The organism is Prosthecobacter sp. (assembly GCF_034366625.1).
In the GTDB taxonomy this organism is placed as follows: Bacteria; Verrucomicrobiota; Verrucomicrobiia; order Verrucomicrobiales; family Verrucomicrobiaceae; genus Prosthecobacter.
In genome coordinates, this window is sequence record NZ_JAXMIH010000006.1 from 342,632 (window position 1) to 357,925 (window position 15,294).

A 15,294-nucleotide genomic window follows, 5' to 3' on the forward strand; every position below is an offset into this window, starting at 1 on the left:
CGATGAAACGCCTCTACCGCCACGCCCAGATCGCCAGCGAAGACTCTCCGAAGCTCCAGACCGCCGACGTGCTCGTCGAGGGCGACAAAATCATCGGCGTGGCCGTGAACATCACCGGCGTCGATAACGCAGAGGTCATCGACTGCACCGGCCGCATTCTGCTGCCCGGCCTGTTCGACATCCATGTCCATGCGCGTGAACCAGGCCAGGAAGACAAAGAAAACATCGCTACCTGCGCTGAAGCCGCCATCAACGGCGGCGTTACCGGCTTCGTCATGATGCCGAACACCGCGCCTGCCATCGACAACGCGGGCGTCGTTCGCAGCGTGCTCGAAAGCGCCCGCGGCACGCGCATTGGCCCTGGCATCTACACGACTGGAGCCATCACCAAAGGCCGCAAAGGCGAGGAACTCGCCGGCATCGCCGGCATGAAGGCCGCTGGTGCCGTCATGCTCACCGACGACGGTTTCCCTGTCGATAATCCGCAAGTCCTGCGCCGTGCGATGGAATACGCGCGCGATTACGACCTGCCGCTTGCCAGCCATTGCGAAGTCAAAGAACTCAGCGGCAAAGGCTGCATGCACGAGGGCAAGATCAGCTACGCGCTCGGCCTGCCCGGCATCCCGAGCATCAGCGAGGAGATCTGCATCTCGCGCGACATCCGCCTCGCCGAATTCACCGGCGTGCATCTCAACATCCAGCACGTCACCACCGCCGAGGGCATGGGCACCATCAAACGCGCCAAGGACCGCGGCATTCGCGTTACCTGCGAGATCGCGCCGCACCACCTCATGTTCAATCACGAGCACATCGGCGACTACGACACGCACTACAAGATGAACCCCCCGCTGCGCACGCCCGAGGACAACGCCGCGCTGCTTCAGGGCCTCAAAGACGGCTGGTTCGATGTCATCGCCACCGACCACGCCCCGCACACGCCGTTTGAAAAGAACCAGGACTTCGCCAGTGCCCCCTTCGGCATCACCGGCCTCGAAAGCGCCCTCGTCTCCCTCTACGACTACTACATCCGCAAGGACATCCTCGACTGGGGCCTCATCGTGAAACGCTACAGCGCCGAACCGCGCCGCCTCATGAAACTCCCACCCGTGCCGGTCAAAGAAGGCGGCATCGCCGAGTTCATCCTCTTCAATCCGAACCGCACCACCACCTTCAGCCGCGCCTTCATGAAATCGAAGAGCATCAATACCCCCTTCCTCGACAAAACGCTCCAAGGTATGGTCGAGCGCGTGGTGTATCGCGGTGAGGAACTGCTGGCGAGGTAAAGTAGCCTTGTTCCTGCGGAACAAGGATCGTCGTCACCTGTTCCGCAGGAACAGGACTACTTTGGGCACTTTACAGTGCGTTTACAGACGCCTGACCCCGCCTGAATCATCATGGCGGCATGAAGATCTTTCTTTGTGCTCTCTTTCTCGCCACGAACCTGATCGCGCAGAATGCGTGGATTTCGCCGAACACCCGCGTCATCCACACGCAGGCGGTCCAGGTCACGCAAGTCGATGCCCGCATCGACCTCGCAGATCAAATCGCCACGACGACGCTCGACATCGCCCTCCGCAATCCGACCAACCGGCCACTGGAGTCGGAACTGCTCGTGCCGGTGCCGCAAGGAGCGGTGCTGAAGGCGTTTGCTTTTGAAGGCGGCAATGCAGAAGCCACAGCCCGGTTGCTGCCGCGTGACGAAGCACGCCGGATCTACGACAGCATCGTGGCACAGACGCGTGATCCGGCGCTGCTGGAGTTTGTGGGCCATGCGGTGGTGAAATCTAGCGTGTTTCCGGTGCCGGCCAATGGCACGCAGAAGGTGCGGGTGACGTATGAACAGCTTCTCGAAGCGGACGGCGCACGACTCGACTATGTGCTGCCGCGTTCGGAGGCGGTGGAGTATGCGGTGCCGTGGAAGCTCTCCATGCGCGTCAAATCGGCCTCACGCATCGCCTCAGTGTATTCGCCGAGCCATGAGATCGCCGTGAAGCAGCCGAATGGCAACGAAGCAAGCCTCACCTGCGAAACGCGTGATCCAGGAGCCTTCCGCGTGTCTTTGCTGCGCGAAACAAAAGACGAGATGACGGCCTCGTTGCTCGCTTACCCTGACCCGAAAATCGGCGGCGGCTATTTTCTCGTCATGATCGCCCCGCCGAAGCCCAAGGCAGATGCCGCGCCAATCAAACGCGAAGTGACACTCGTCATCGACCGCAGCGGTAGCATGGCGGGACCGAAGCTGGATCAGGTCAAGGCGGCGGCTTTGCAGGTGATCGAAGGTTTGAACGATGGCGAAGGTTTCAACCTCATCGTCTATAACGAGGCGGTCGAAATGTTCGCCGCGCAGCCGGTGATCAAGAACGCGGAGACGACGAAACAGGCGCGTGATTACATCAGTGCGTTGCGCGTAAGCGGTGGCACGAACATTCATGATTCCATCGTCGAAGCGCTGCGGCAGAAGCCGCTCGATGGCATGCTGCCACTCGTGCTGTTCCTCACCGACGGCCTGCCGACCATCGGCCAGACCTCGGAAAAGGCGATTCGTGAGGCCGTGGCGAAGGGAAATCCGCACCAACGTCGCGTGTTCACCTTCGGCGTCGGTGTCGATGTGAACACGCCGCTGCTGTCACGCATCGCCCGCGAAACACGCGCCAGCGCGGAGTTTGTGCTGCCGAAGGAGGACGTGGAGGTCAAAGTCGGCCGCGTATTCGACCGCTTGCGTGGTCCGCTGCTCACCCGGCCCGCTTTGCGTGTGCTGGATGATCCGAATCGTGTCAGCGACCTGATTCCATCGCCATTGCCGGATGTGTTTGAGGGCGAACAAATTCTTTTGTCCGGCACCTATCGCGGTGAAGCGCCGCTGCATTTCCAACTCACCGGCGCATCGGCAGAAGGTGAGCGGAAGTTCGATTTCACCTTCAATCTCGACAAAGCGAGCACCGCAAACGCCTTTGTGGCCCGCCTGTGGGCCAGCAACAAGATCGCCGTGCTCAGCGAGGCGATTCGTGATCTCGGTGCGGACGGCGCGACGGCGAACACGACCGAGCTGGTGAACGAAATCGTGCGTCTCTCGACGCAATTCGGCATTCTGACCGAATACACCGCTTTCCTGGCCGAAGAAGGCACCTCGCTGGCTGCCGTGACCTCCAACGCCACGCGTGCGAACTATAACTACAGCGACAAGGCCATGAAAATGCGCAGCGGACCCGCTGCCGTGTCGCAGGCGGGCAACATCAACAAGGCCGCCGAATCGAAGCAGCTCAACGTCCGCAATCGCTTCCTCGATGAGAAGATGCAGGCCGTCGAGATCACCAGCGTGCAGCAGGTTCAGGCCGGAGCCTTTTTCAACAAAGGCAATCGCTGGAGCGATGCGAACGCCTCCAAGTCCGAGCGCGCGCCGGACCGCACCATCGAGATCGGCAGCACCGAGTTTGGCCTCCTGGTCGATGAACTCGCCGCCGACAACCGCCAGAGCCTGCTCGCGCTGCGTGGCGAGCTGCTGCTCGAGCATCGCGGCCAGATCGTGCTCATCCGCTGAATTTCTCCCGTCCACTCCACCCAAACCACATCCATGAAAACGAAACACATCCTAGTCGCCACGGCTTTGACCGCGTGCCTTGCCATCGCCAAAGAAGTTCGTCCGCCCGCACCTGTGGCGGAAGTCACCAAAGTTGAAGCCGCTGTTGATGGGCCACTGGTCCAAATCGCCGTGCTTCTCGACACCAGCGGCAGCATGCAGGGCCTCATTGAGCAGGCCAAAACGCAGATCTGGAAGCTGGTGAACGAATTCATCACCGCCAAGCAGGATGGCAAAACGCCCGTCGTGCAGGTGGCGCTCTATGAATACGGCAAGGACGCCCTGGGTTCCAAAACGAACTGGATTCGCCAGATTCAGCCGCTTACGCGGGATCTCGACAAGGTCTCCGAGGAGCTGTTCGCCCTCGCCACCAACGGCGGCGAGGAATACTGCGGCGCGGTGATCCAGCGTGCGACATTGGACCTCGCCTGGGATGCGAATCCGAAGGTTTACAAAGCGATCTTCATCGCTGGCAACGAACCGTTCACGCAGGGGCCGATTGATTCGAAGCAGAGCTGCAAAGACGCCATCGCCAAGGGCATCATCGTGAACACGATCCATTGCGGCGGCGAAGCCCAGGGCATCGCGGAGCATTGGAACCAAGGCGCGCTGCTCGCGGACGGCAAATACCTCGTGATCGACCAGAACCAGGCCATCGTTCATATCGAAGCCCCGCAGGATAAAGAGATCGTGAAACTCAACGAGGAGCTGAACAAGACTTACATCAACTACGGTGCCGCTGCTCCCGCCGCGAAAGCACGGCAAGTCGCGCAGGACAGCAATGCCGCCGCAAAGCCCGAATCAGGGGCGCAGGTGCAGCGCATCGTCAGCAAGGCCAGTGCGAATTACTTCAACAGCGGCTGGGATCTCGTGGATGCCAGCAAGGACAAGAGCTTCGACATCACGAAGGTCAAAGAGGCCGATCTGCCCGAGGAGATGAAGACAATGACCGTCGAGGAGCGCAAGGCCCACCTCGTGAAGAAAACCGCCGAGCGTGAAGAGATTCAAAAGAAGGTGCTGACCCTGAACAAGGAACGCGAGGCCTACGTCGCCACCCAACGCAAGGAATCCGCCAAGAATGACACCCTGGACACCGCGATGGTGAAAGCGCTGCGCATGCAGGCGGAGAAAAAAGGCATCGCGTGGGAGAAATAGACCCGTTAACCTTTCCGCATGCACACCATTCTGGTCATCGAAGACGACGCCGCGATCCGTCGCGGCGTCTTGGATGCACTCAAGTTTGCCGGACACACGACCTTGGAAGCCGGAGACGGTGAAAAGGGGCTCAAACTGGCCTTGAGCGCGACCTTTGACCTCATGCTGCTCGATCTCGTGCTGCCGCATGCTAGCGGCTTCGATATTTTGAAGGCGCTGCGTCGTGAGCGACCGGGAACGCCGGTGATCATTCTCTCGGCCCGTGGCGAGGAGAATGATCGCGTGCGCGGGCTGCGACTTGGCGCGGATGATTATGTCGTGAAGCCCTTCAGCGTGCGCGAATTACTCGCCCGCGTCGAAGCGGTGCTACGGAGAGCACCTGAACGTCAGCCAGTGAGCGAAACGCTCACGCTGGCCGTGGCGACGATTGACTTCGGCCAGAGCGTGGCCCGCTTCGAAAACGGCGAAAGCGCCGAGCTTTCCGAACGCGAGCGTGATGTGCTGCGCTACCTCGCGTTGAATCGCGGCAGGCCCGTTTCGCGTGAAGAACTGCTTCAGCGCGTCTGGCACATCGACAACAAGCAGACGGAGACGCGCACCGTGGACATGCACATCGCCAATTTAAGGCACAAACTGCGAGATGATGCCGAGTCGCCGCGTGTGATCGTCACCGTGCGAGGAAAAGGCTACCAGCTCGCGTGATAAGATGACGTCATGAAACTAAACTCACCATTCTTTGGCACCTCCACCGCACTAAGAGTGTTTGCATCGGCGGCGATGGGTTTTGTGCTCGGTGGATGGGTGCTTTTTGCACTTGGATGGATGGGCTTGTGTCTGGCCAGCCAACTAGCGGCTTTCGTGTTCGGCATTAGCTCGTGTTGCCCGTTCGGTGGCATTGCCACGCTCGGTGCGGTGCTAAACCTGATGTCTTGGCTTGTTTACGGCATGATGATGTCAGCATCTTGAGAAGACCATGCGCAAACCTCTCCATATCTGGATCACCTTCCTCGCCTGCCTCGGGCTGCTGCTCGCGGCGATGGCGTGGGTGAGCTGGCACACGCTGGCGCTGGAGCGCACGCGGGAGGAGGCGGCGCGGGACGCGGACCAGCAGGAGCGCGTACGGCTGGCGCTGTGGCGGCTCGATTTCCAGGCGAGCGCGCTCATGATTCGCGAGAACGCGCGGCCGCCGCATGATTTCCGGCCGTTTCATGCGCCGGAAGGCCTGGTGAACAAGGCATATAGCAATGTGGCGAAGGGCGAGGTGCTGGTGCCGTCGTCTCTGCTCGCGGAGACGCCGGAGCATGTGCTGCTTCACTTTCAGATGGACTCGCGCGGGCAGATCATCTCCCCGCAAGTGCCGCAGAATGGCGAGCGCACGCTGGCGCTGGCGCAATTCGTGAACGCGGACGATTTGACGCGCTGCGAGCAACGCCTGAGCGGTCTGCGTGAGCTGCTGGCGCAACCGGCCCATTCGATCGCTCCCAAAGCAGATGTCTCATCCTACTGGCCCGGCAGCAGTACTCGCACACCGGCACCCGCACCAACCGGGCCGCCGATCTACAACCGGCAAATCCTCGCCGAACAGGCCAGCGTGCCGCGTCTTGGCTTGGATGACAACAAGCCGCTCGTTGCCAATGACGCGAATCTGCCACGCAACAATGCCTGGGCGGTACAGGAGGGGCAAGTGGCCACGCAGCAGCAACTGCAACTCAACAGCACCGAAAACGCACTGCGCAGCCGGGCAGTCACAGCGCAGAACGAGGAAGCGATCAAACAGCAGCCGATGATCAAGATGAAGGAGCCGATGCCACCATCCAAAGTCTTCTCCAAAGCTATCGCCGAGGCTCCCAAACCGAGTGGCAAGCCTGCGGAGAAGAATATCGACGCAGAAATGGACAAGGCCGCTGCCATGCCGCTGCCCGCCGCCGCTCCTGCGGCACCGGCTGCGATGGCTGGCGCGTTCAACACACCGCCGCAGAATGGTTTCGGCACCTCCAGAGCCGCAGGCGCGAAGGAAAACCTGTCTGCGCTCAAAAGCGAGGTTTCATCCACGAGTTCGCGGCCTTTTCAAGGCGTGTGGCTGGGCCAGCATCTGGTGCTGACGCGTGAGGCTGTGGTGGATGGTGCGCGCATGGTGCAGGGCGTGTGGCTGGACTGGCCGGCGCTGCGTGAGGCGTGGCTGAAAGAGATCACGGATTTGTTTCCTGACGCGCATCTCGAACCCGCCGCGAACGTGAGTCTGGGAACGCGGCCCACGGATGATCCGCTGCGCTTCGCGGCGCTGCCGGTGCGATTGGTCGCGGGTGTGATTCAACTGCCGCCGCTGCCATTTTGGACGCCGTTGCGCAAATCGCTCGCCATCGCGCTGGCCTGCGTGCTGCTGGCGGCGGCGGCGGTCGGCCTAGTGCTGCATGGCACTGTGGCGCTGAGCGAACGCCGCGCGGATTTCGTTTCCGCCGTGACGCATGAGCTGCGCACGCCGCTGACGACGTTCCGCCTTTACTCGGAGATGCTGGCAGACGGCATGGTGACGGATGAGGCGCAGCGGAAGACCTATCTCGACACGCTGACGGGCGAGGCGGGCCGTTTGAGTCATCTCGTCGAGAATGTGTTGGCTTATGCGCGTCTCGAACGCGGCAGCGCGAAGGCGAGAGCCGAGAACGTGACCATCGGCGAGCTGCTGGACCGCATTTTCCCGCGTTTGAAGCAACGCGCCGACGATTGCGGCATGGAGGTGCACGTGCATGCCACGGAAGCCGACCGCAAGACGCAACTGCACATCGACGCGGCGGCGGTGGAGCAGATCCTTTTCAATCTCGTCGATAACGCCTGCAAATACGCCGCCCCGCGCGCGGCGGAGCCGGTGATCCATGTGGAGGCGGACACGAGCGGTAAGTTCGCCATGCTGCGCGTGCGCGATCACGGTGGCGGCATCTCCCGCAGCGAGCGGCGGCGCATCTTCCATCCGTTTCACAAGAGCGCGGACCAGGCGGCGCATTCCGCGCCGGGTGTTGGCCTTGGACTCGCGCTGTGTCGCCGACTGGCGACAGCGCTGGGTGGTGCGATCACGCTGGATGCGGCGCACAAGGACGGCGCGTGCTTTGTGCTGAGCCTGCCGAAGTGAAGGATCGCAAGGAGCGGGACTTGCCAAGTCCCGCTGATTTGAAACGGCACTTGGCAAGTGCCTCTCCTTGGTCACTTCTCACCCGCGAGTGTGACAGATCCGGTGATGATGACGTTGCCCGCGTCATCGCGGATTTCGCCGATCACCTGCCCCAAGGTGTCGAGCATGCCTTGAAGTGCGCCGCTGAGGTGAAGCGACTGGCCGGGCGTGATGCTGCCGAGGATCTTGATCTGGCGCACGGCGGTCAGACGCAAGTTTTTGAGCGGCGCTTCGCCGGGTCGCGTCTGCACCAGGATGCCGCCGAGCTGCGCCAGCGCCTCGATCATGAGCACGCCGGGCATGAGCGGTGCGCCGGGAAAATGGCCGCGCAGAAATTCCTCATCGCCTTTGAGCTTCCACACTGCCTTGGCGGAGACACCGGGCACGAGCTCGGTGAGTTCATCAATGAAACGGAACTCCGGGCCGTGTGGCAGAGCGGAAAGCGCTTGGACAAGATCGGGCGATGAATGCATGCTTTGCCACTTATTCATGAATCAACCGCAGGGCAAACCCCAAAGCACCACCGTCGCATGCTGATGAAGCTGCTGCATCGCCTGTGGCTCGCATTCGTGCTGGTTCTCAGCATGGCCTATTGGGCTGGGGGCGGGTTCCTGTTTGTGCTGGCGGGGCTGGTGCTTGCGCCGTTGCTGCCGCTGGAGAGATCACGCGCGATCGGCCAGTGGCTGCTACAGGAGGCGTTTAATGACTTTTTGCGGCTGCTGCGGCTGTGCGGCGTGTTTGAGTGCGAGTTTCGCGGCTTTGAGGCGCTGGATGGCGTCACCGGCGGGCTGATCATCGCGCCGAACCACCCGGCGTTGTGGGACGCGGTGTTCGTGATCGCGAAAATACGCGGCCTGCGCTGCATTTTGAAGGCCTCGTTGATGCACAACCCCTTCCTTCGCGGCGGGGCAAGGCTGGCGGGCTTCATCCCAAACAAGCCCGCGCACAAGATGCTGCAGCACGCCATCGAGGCGCTGCGCCAGGGCGACCGCCTGCTGTTTTTCCCGGAGGGCACACGCACACGGAAGCAGGAAAACGCTGTGAATCGCTTCCAGGGAGGAATCGGCATCATCGCCACGCAGTCGAGTGCGCCGGTGTGGCCGGTCTTCATCGAGACCAACAGCGACTACCTGTGCAAAGGCTGGCCGCTGTGGCGGCTGCCAGACCGAAAGATCAAGCTGCGCATCACCCTGGGCGAGCCGCTGGCCAGCCCGCCGGATGAAAGCGCGGCAGATTTCACCGAGCGACTGCGAGCCGTGTGTCTAGCCGGTCTCGTCGCGCTCAACAACGGGCCTAAAACGGACGCGTGAGCCTGGATTGGGCGAGTTGCCGCCGGGGTTGATTTGCACTTGCGGCGGGGGGCTTCCTCGTGTCCATCACGCCTCCCTTGCGAGGGCACATGAAGCTTCTTCTCCTCATTCCCAGCTACAACACCGGACGCCTCCTGGCGGACACGGTGGCACATGCGCTGGAGCACTGGCCGGAAGTGTGGGTGGTGCTGGACGGCAGCACCGATGACAGCGAGAAGGCCGTGGAGGCGCTGCAGTCCGCGCATCCGGGTCTGCGTCTGATCAAACAGCCGGTGAATCGTGGCAAAGGCGCCGCCATCTGCCGTGGTGCCGAAAAAGCCGCCGCCGCCGGCTACACGCATGTGCTGACGATGGACGCCGACGGCCAGCATCCGCCTGAATCGATCCCGAAGTTCATCGCGCTCGCCCAAGCATACCCGGAGGCCGCCCTGCTCGGCCAGCCGATCTTCGGCCCCGAGGCCCCGATGCTGCGCGTGCGCGGCCGCCGTATCTCGAATGCGTGGGCCAATCTCGAAACACTCTGCTGGGGCATCGGCGATACGCTCTTCGGCATGCGCGTGTATCCCGTGCAAGCACTGCTGCGCGCGTTTCGCAGCACTTGGTTCGCCCGGCGCTTTGATTTCGACACGGAGGTGGCCGTGCGCATCTGCTGGCAGGGCGTTCCAGCCATCAACGTCCCCACACATGTGCGCTACCTCACAGCGGCGGAAGGCGGCGTCTCACAGTTCCGCTACATCCGCGACAACGCACTGCTCACCTGGATGCACGCGCGTCTGATGGTGAGCTTTGTCCTGCGACTGCCACTGTTGATCTGGCGTGCGGCACGTGGCGGCAATCCGCTGAAAAATATCGTCGCACCGTGATGGGCGGCCTGAAACGGGCCGTTCTCATCTCATGCGCCCGATTCTGCTTCTGCTGCTTGGCACGGCCTCTCTCTGTGCCGCGCCGAACATCCTGTTCATCGTCAGCGATGATCAGCGACCGGACACGATTCATGCGCTGGGCAATGCGGTGATCGAAACGCCGAACCTCGACCGCCTCGTCACACGCGGCACTTCGTTCACGCGGGCGTATGCGGGCTATCCGATCTGCCATGCCAGCCGGGCGCAGATTCTCACCGGCACCCACATTTTCCGCGCTTACCCGAAGTATCCCGGCGGCGCGATTGATCCCAAACTCGCCACGCTGGCCGGAACGCTTCAAAAAAGCGGCTACCACACCTGCTACACCGGCAAATGGCACAACGACGGCCATCCCATGCAGCGCGGCTACACCACGACGAGCGGGCTTTACTCCAGCGGCGGTGGGAAAGGCATCACGCAACCGGAGATCGACGACCGTGGCCGTCCGCTCACCGGTTATCGCGGCTGGACCTTCAAAGACGCCGCCAACAAGCCGCTTCCCGACCAAGGTATTGGCCTTCAGCCCGACAACAGCCGCCATGTCACCGATGGGGCCATTCACGCGATTCAGAACGCGCCGAAGGACAAACCGTGGCTCGTGCATGTGAACTTCGCTTTCCCGCATGATCCGCGCATGTGGCCCGCCGGCATGAAGAACCGTTATGATGCCGCGAAGATGCCGCTCCCGGCCAATTTCGCCAAGGACCATCCCTTTGATCACGGCAACATCGACGGCCGCGACGAACGGCTCCTGCCCACACCACGTGTCGAGACTGAGGTGCGCGAGGAATTGGCCCTCTACTACGCGATGATCACCGATCTCGACGCACAGCTCGGCCGCATCCTCGCCGCGTTGCCATCGACAGATGAGACGATCATCATCTTCACCGCCGATCAAGGTCTCGCCCTCGGCAGCCACGGCCTGCTCGGGAAACAAAACCAGTATGAGCACAGCATCCGCAGCCCGCTCATCTTCTGCGGCCCTGGTTTGCCGCAAAACAAGCGCAGCACGGCTCTGGTGACTCTTCACGATCTCTTCCCCACGCTTTGTGAACTCAGCGACACCACGATTCCGCCCACCGTGACTGGAAAGAGCCTCGCCCCGCTCCTGCGTCATCAAACCAATCGTGTTCATGATTTCGTCACCGGCGTCTTCACCGACACGCAGCGCATGATCTGCGATGAACGCTGGAAATACGTGCTCTACCCGAAGGCAAACCGCGAACAGCTCTTCGATCTGCAAAACGATCCGCACGAACAGGCTGATCTCAGCGCTGATTCTGCGCATCAGGCGAAACGTGATGAGTTGAAGGCCAGGTTGCAGGTGTGGCGGCGCGAGAATGGTGATCCAAACCTCTGATCGGACGCAACGTCTGCCATTCGCCAGCGTTTTGTGGGCATCCAATCATGAACACGCACCGACTTCCGTCCGTGCTGACAGCCTTGCTCGTCAGCCTCCTCATCCTCGGCACAAGCCATGCGCAAAAAGCCGCACGCCAGGGACCCAAACTCAAACCTGATCTCGCCAACGAGCACTATGGCCCTCATGAACGCCATGTGCTCGATTTCTGGAAGGCGAAGTCGGACAAACCCACGCCGCTCGTCGTCTTCATCCACGGCGGCGGGTTTCGGGCTGGAAGCAAGGAGGGCATCTCTGGCTCACTCTTTGCACTGCTGGACAAGGGCATCTCGGTGATGTCGATCAACTACCGCTTCTCGCCAGAGGTCACGTTTCCAGCGCATTACATGGACAGCGCCCGCGCGATTCAATACGCACGCCTCCACGCGAAAGAATGGAACATTGATCCGAAGCGCATCGGCTCCACCGGCGGCTCGGCAGGGGCAGGCACGTCGCTGTGGATCGGCTTTCACGATGACATGGCTGATCCCAAGAGCGAAGACCCCGTGTTGCGTGAGTCCACGCGGCTGAGCTGCATGGCCGTCTTCGGTGCGCAGTGTACCTATGACCCGATCACCATCACCGAGTGGATCGGCGAGGCCGCTGCACGGCATCCGGCGCTCGAAGGTTTCTACGGCCTGAAGTGGGATCAGTATCAAACACCCGCCGCACGCGAAATGTTCAAGAAGGCGGCTGCGATCACCTACCTCACCAAAGACGATCCGCCGGTGTATGCCTTCTACTCCGAGCCACGCGGCCCATTGCCGCCGGATGCCAAACCGGGCACGGGCATTCATCACATCAACTTCGGCATCAAACTCAAGGAGCAGATGGACGCGCTCGGCATCGAATGCACGATCCGCCATGCCGATGAGAAACCGAACACGGGCCAGGAGACGAACGATTTCTTCATCAAGCATCTGCTGGGAACGAAATGACCCACCATGAAACGCGTCGCTGCTCTGATGTTCATGCTGTGCTGCGGTTTCGTCGCCGCACAGACGAAGACGAAGCCGCCGCCTCCCGTCCCGCCGCCATTGCCACCGATGGCATATGCGCTGGAGGATGCGCTCGGCGGGCTGACATTTTCGATGCCGGTGGCTGTCGTCAGTGCGAAAGGAAACAAGGATCGCCTGTTCGTCGTCGAAAAGACCGGGCACATCCAGCTCGTGACGCATCTCGATCAACCAACGCCGACGAAACAGATCTTCGCCGATTTCATCGAACGTCCTGACGGCAAGCTCGATGACAAAGGCGAGTGCGGCCTGCTCGGTCTCGCGTTTCATCCCGAGTTCGCACGCAATGGTCGATACTTTGTCTGCTATAGCCTGCGCATCGGCGATCAGCTTCATCAGCGGGTCTCGCGCTTTGATGGCGATAAAGAACAGCCGCTGATCACGCAGCTTGATCCTGCGGGCAATCACAACGGCGGTGATCTCCACTTCGGCCCGGATGGCTTTCTCTACATCAGCGTCGGCGATGGCGGCGGTGGCAACGATGCCTTCGACAACGCGCGCTTCATTAACAAAGGATTCCACGCCGCGATCCTGCGCATCGACGTGGACAAGAAGCCCGGCAGCCTGCCGCCGAATGCTCATCCGGCCATCGCTCGCGATGCGAGTGGCTCGGCATTCTTCGCCGTTCCTGCGGACAATCCGTTTGTCGGTGTCACGACGCATCACGGCGAAAAGATCGATCCCGCCACCGTGCGCACGGAGATCTGGGCCACCGGTCTGCGCAACGTGTGGCGCTTCAGCTTTGATCCGCCGACGGGAAGGCTCTTTGCAGCCGATGTCGGACAGAATCTCTACGAGGAGGTCAATCTGATCGAAAAAGGCGGCGACTACGGCTGGAGCCATCGCGAAGGTTTGCACGCTTTCGATCTCGGTCCCGGCAAAGACATGCCGCCGGCAGACTTTCACCCGCTCGACCCGATCTTCGAGTATCCGCGCACCACCGGCCTCAGCATCACCGGCGGCTGTGTTTATCACGGCACGAAGTTCCCCGAGTTCAAAGATGCCTATCTCTGCGCTGACTACGCCTTTGGCCGCGTGATCGCGGCGCGTGAGAAGAAGGGACGTTGGGAGCAGGAGATCATCGCCTTTGAGCCTGCCATCACGGGCATCAGCATCGATCCGCGCGATGGCGAGCTGCTTTTCTGCAACATGGCGAAGGGGAGAGTGATGCGGTTGCGGAGACAGTAAGCCTGCGTCCGCCCGCAAAGCATGAAGTAGCCTGGCCTTTCTAGGCTGGGCATCTCGCCATGATCACAGGCTAGAAAGCCCATGCTACAAGCGCGCCTCACGCGATGATCTCCTTCACCACGCTGCCCTTCACATCGGTGAGGCGGAAGTCGCGGCCGCTGTAGCGGAAGGTGAGCTTTTCGTGATCGAGGCCGAGCAGGTGCAGCATCGTGGCGTGCAGGTCGTGAATGTGGACTTTGCCCTCCACGCCTTCCGCACCGTAGTCGTCGCTGAGACCGTGGCGATGGCCGGGCTTCACGCCGCCGCCAGCCATCCAGATGGTGAAGGCGCGGTTGTTGTGATCGCGGCCGTCGCTTTGACCAAAGGGCGTGCGGCCAAACTCACAGGCGAAGATGACTAGCGTGTCGTCGAGCAGTCCGCGCTGTTGCAGGTCGGTGAGCAGACCGGCGATGGGTTTGTCGGTGGCGGCGCAACTGGTGGGGAGCAGGTTCTTGATGTCGAAATGATGATCCCATCCGCCTGTGCCGATCTCGATGTAGCGCACACCGGCCTCGGCGAATTTGCGGGCAAAGAGACACTGGCGGCCAAAGTTGTCGGTCGCCGTATTGCCGATGCCGTAGAGCTTCAGTGTGTCGGCGGATTCGCGGCTGAGATCGAGCAGCGAGGGAACGGCAGCCTGCATGCGGAAGGCCATTTCATAGGAGTGGATGACGCCTTCGAGGTCGGGATTCACTTCGTCGAGCGCGAGCCGTCGTTGATTCGTGCGGCGCAGAAACTCAAGCTGTGCGCGCTGCTGAGCGGGCGTGAGATGCGTGGGCACGAGGTCCGGCACGGGCAGCGAGCCGGGCTTGTCCTTCGAGCCACCGGCGCTGACCATCGTGGCCTGATACGCAGCGGGCAGGAAGGCGCTGCCGTGGTTGTTGCCACCGAATTGGCGAAGCGAGTTCATGGCGATGTAGCCCGGCAGATCCTGTGTTTCGGAGCCGAGACCGTAGAGCGTCCAGGCACCGACCGACGGCCGTGCTTGTGATGCGATGCCGGTGTGGAAAAACGGCACGGCGGTCTCGTGTGCCTGCTGATCGGTATGCATCGCGCTGAGGACGCAGAGCTTGTCCACATGACGCGCCACGTAGGGATACAGCTCGCTGACCCAGTGTCCGCTCTGGCCGTATTGAGCGAACTGCCACATGCTGCCCATCAACTTTGATGTGCCCTTGGTGCCGAAGGGTTTGCCAGCATCAGCGGTGAGCTTGGGCTTGTAATCAAAGGTGTCCACATGCGACACACCACCCTGCATGAACATCATGATGACGCGCTTCGCTTTCGCCGGGAACAAGGCCGGGCGTGGCGCTGTGGGATTGTTCAGTGCTGCGATCGCCTGTGTGCTCAATCCCGCGAACGCCGCATAGCCAAAGCCATTGAGCGTGGAGCGCAGCATGTCGCGGCGGCTAAGGATGGGGGGAGAGTTCATGGCGGTGAATCAGTGGGACAGGCCAATGATAAGCCTGGGACATGGCTTGTCTTGCTTGGGGGAAAGAGAATCGGGTGATAGTAGCCTGGCCTTTCTAGGCCGGGCTTTTGATC

The 15,294-nt window shown here is 61.5% G+C and carries 13 protein-coding genes; 11 read left to right on the top strand and 2 right to left on the bottom strand.

Going from position 1 to position 15,294, the window contains the following annotated elements; translation table 11 throughout:
- The first annotated feature begins 2 nt into the window (after positions 1-2).
- The 6 genes from U1A53_RS04330 (at position 3) to U1A53_RS04355 (ending at position 7,856) form a co-directional block, all read left to right on the top strand.
- Positions 3-1,283 (top strand): dihydroorotase, encoded by a 1,281-nt coding sequence (locus tag U1A53_RS04330; RefSeq protein WP_322279222.1) that lies wholly within the window; start codon positions 3-5, stop codon positions 1,281-1,283.
- Positions 1,284-1,402: 119 nt separating this feature from the next.
- A complete protein-coding gene (locus U1A53_RS04335; protein ID WP_322279224.1) occupies positions 1,403-3,538 on the top strand; it encodes a VIT and VWA domain-containing protein in 2,136 nt (711 codons plus the stop codon).
- 33 nt (positions 3,539-3,571) lie between these two features.
- A complete protein-coding gene (locus tag U1A53_RS04340; protein ID WP_322279226.1) occupies positions 3,572-4,732 on the top strand; it encodes a vWA domain-containing protein in 1,161 nt (386 codons plus the stop codon).
- A gap of 18 nt (positions 4,733-4,750) precedes the next feature.
- Positions 4,751-5,434, top strand: coding sequence for a response regulator transcription factor (locus U1A53_RS04345; protein WP_322279227.1), 684 nt, complete (start codon positions 4,751-4,753; stop codon positions 5,432-5,434).
- A 12-nt stretch (positions 5,435-5,446) separates the two neighbouring features.
- Positions 5,447-5,698: a hypothetical protein gene (locus U1A53_RS04350; protein ID WP_322279228.1), complete on the top strand. Its 252-nt coding sequence runs from the start codon at positions 5,447-5,449 to the stop codon at positions 5,696-5,698.
- A 7-nt stretch (positions 5,699-5,705) separates the two neighbouring features.
- Entirely contained in the window at positions 5,706-7,856 is a 2,151-nt protein-coding gene (locus U1A53_RS04355; protein ID WP_322279229.1) for a HAMP domain-containing sensor histidine kinase, read from the top strand.
- Positions 7,857-7,927: 71 nt separating this feature from the next.
- Here the strand turns inward: U1A53_RS04355 and U1A53_RS04360 are convergent, their stop codons facing one another.
- Positions 7,928-8,386 (bottom strand): beta-hydroxyacyl-ACP dehydratase, encoded by a 459-nt coding sequence (locus U1A53_RS04360; protein ID WP_322279230.1) that lies wholly within the window; start codon positions 8,384-8,386, stop codon positions 7,928-7,930.
- A 45-nt stretch (positions 8,387-8,431) separates the two neighbouring features.
- Between U1A53_RS04360 and U1A53_RS04365 the strand changes: the two genes are divergently transcribed.
- The 5 genes from U1A53_RS04365 (at position 8,432) to U1A53_RS04385 (ending at position 13,710) form a co-directional block, all read left to right on the top strand.
- Positions 8,432-9,205 carry a lysophospholipid acyltransferase family protein gene (locus U1A53_RS04365; RefSeq protein ID WP_322279231.1) on the top strand — a complete coding sequence of 258 codons (774 nt, stop codon included), beginning with the start codon at positions 8,432-8,434 and terminating at the stop codon, positions 9,203-9,205.
- A gap of 89 nt (positions 9,206-9,294) precedes the next feature.
- Positions 9,295-10,068, top strand: coding sequence for a glycosyltransferase family 2 protein (locus tag U1A53_RS04370; RefSeq protein WP_322279232.1), 774 nt, complete (start codon positions 9,295-9,297; stop codon positions 10,066-10,068).
- A gap of 31 nt (positions 10,069-10,099) precedes the next feature.
- Positions 10,100-11,467: a sulfatase-like hydrolase/transferase gene (locus U1A53_RS04375; protein ID WP_322279233.1), complete on the top strand. Its 1,368-nt coding sequence runs from the start codon at positions 10,100-10,102 to the stop codon at positions 11,465-11,467.
- 47 nt (positions 11,468-11,514) lie between these two features.
- Positions 11,515-12,444, top strand: a complete 930-nt coding sequence (locus tag U1A53_RS04380) for an alpha/beta hydrolase (protein WP_322279234.1) — start codon at positions 11,515-11,517, stop codon at positions 12,442-12,444.
- A gap of 6 nt (positions 12,445-12,450) precedes the next feature.
- Positions 12,451-13,710, top strand: a complete 1,260-nt coding sequence (locus U1A53_RS04385) for a PQQ-dependent sugar dehydrogenase (protein WP_322279235.1) — start codon at positions 12,451-12,453, stop codon at positions 13,708-13,710.
- A 97-nt stretch (positions 13,711-13,807) separates the two neighbouring features.
- Here U1A53_RS04385 and U1A53_RS04390 read toward each other — a convergent pair whose 3' ends face one another.
- Positions 13,808-15,181: a DUF1501 domain-containing protein gene (locus U1A53_RS04390; protein WP_322279236.1), complete on the bottom strand. Its 1,374-nt coding sequence runs from the start codon at positions 15,179-15,181 to the stop codon at positions 13,808-13,810.
- Positions 15,182-15,294 lie beyond the last annotated feature (113 nt).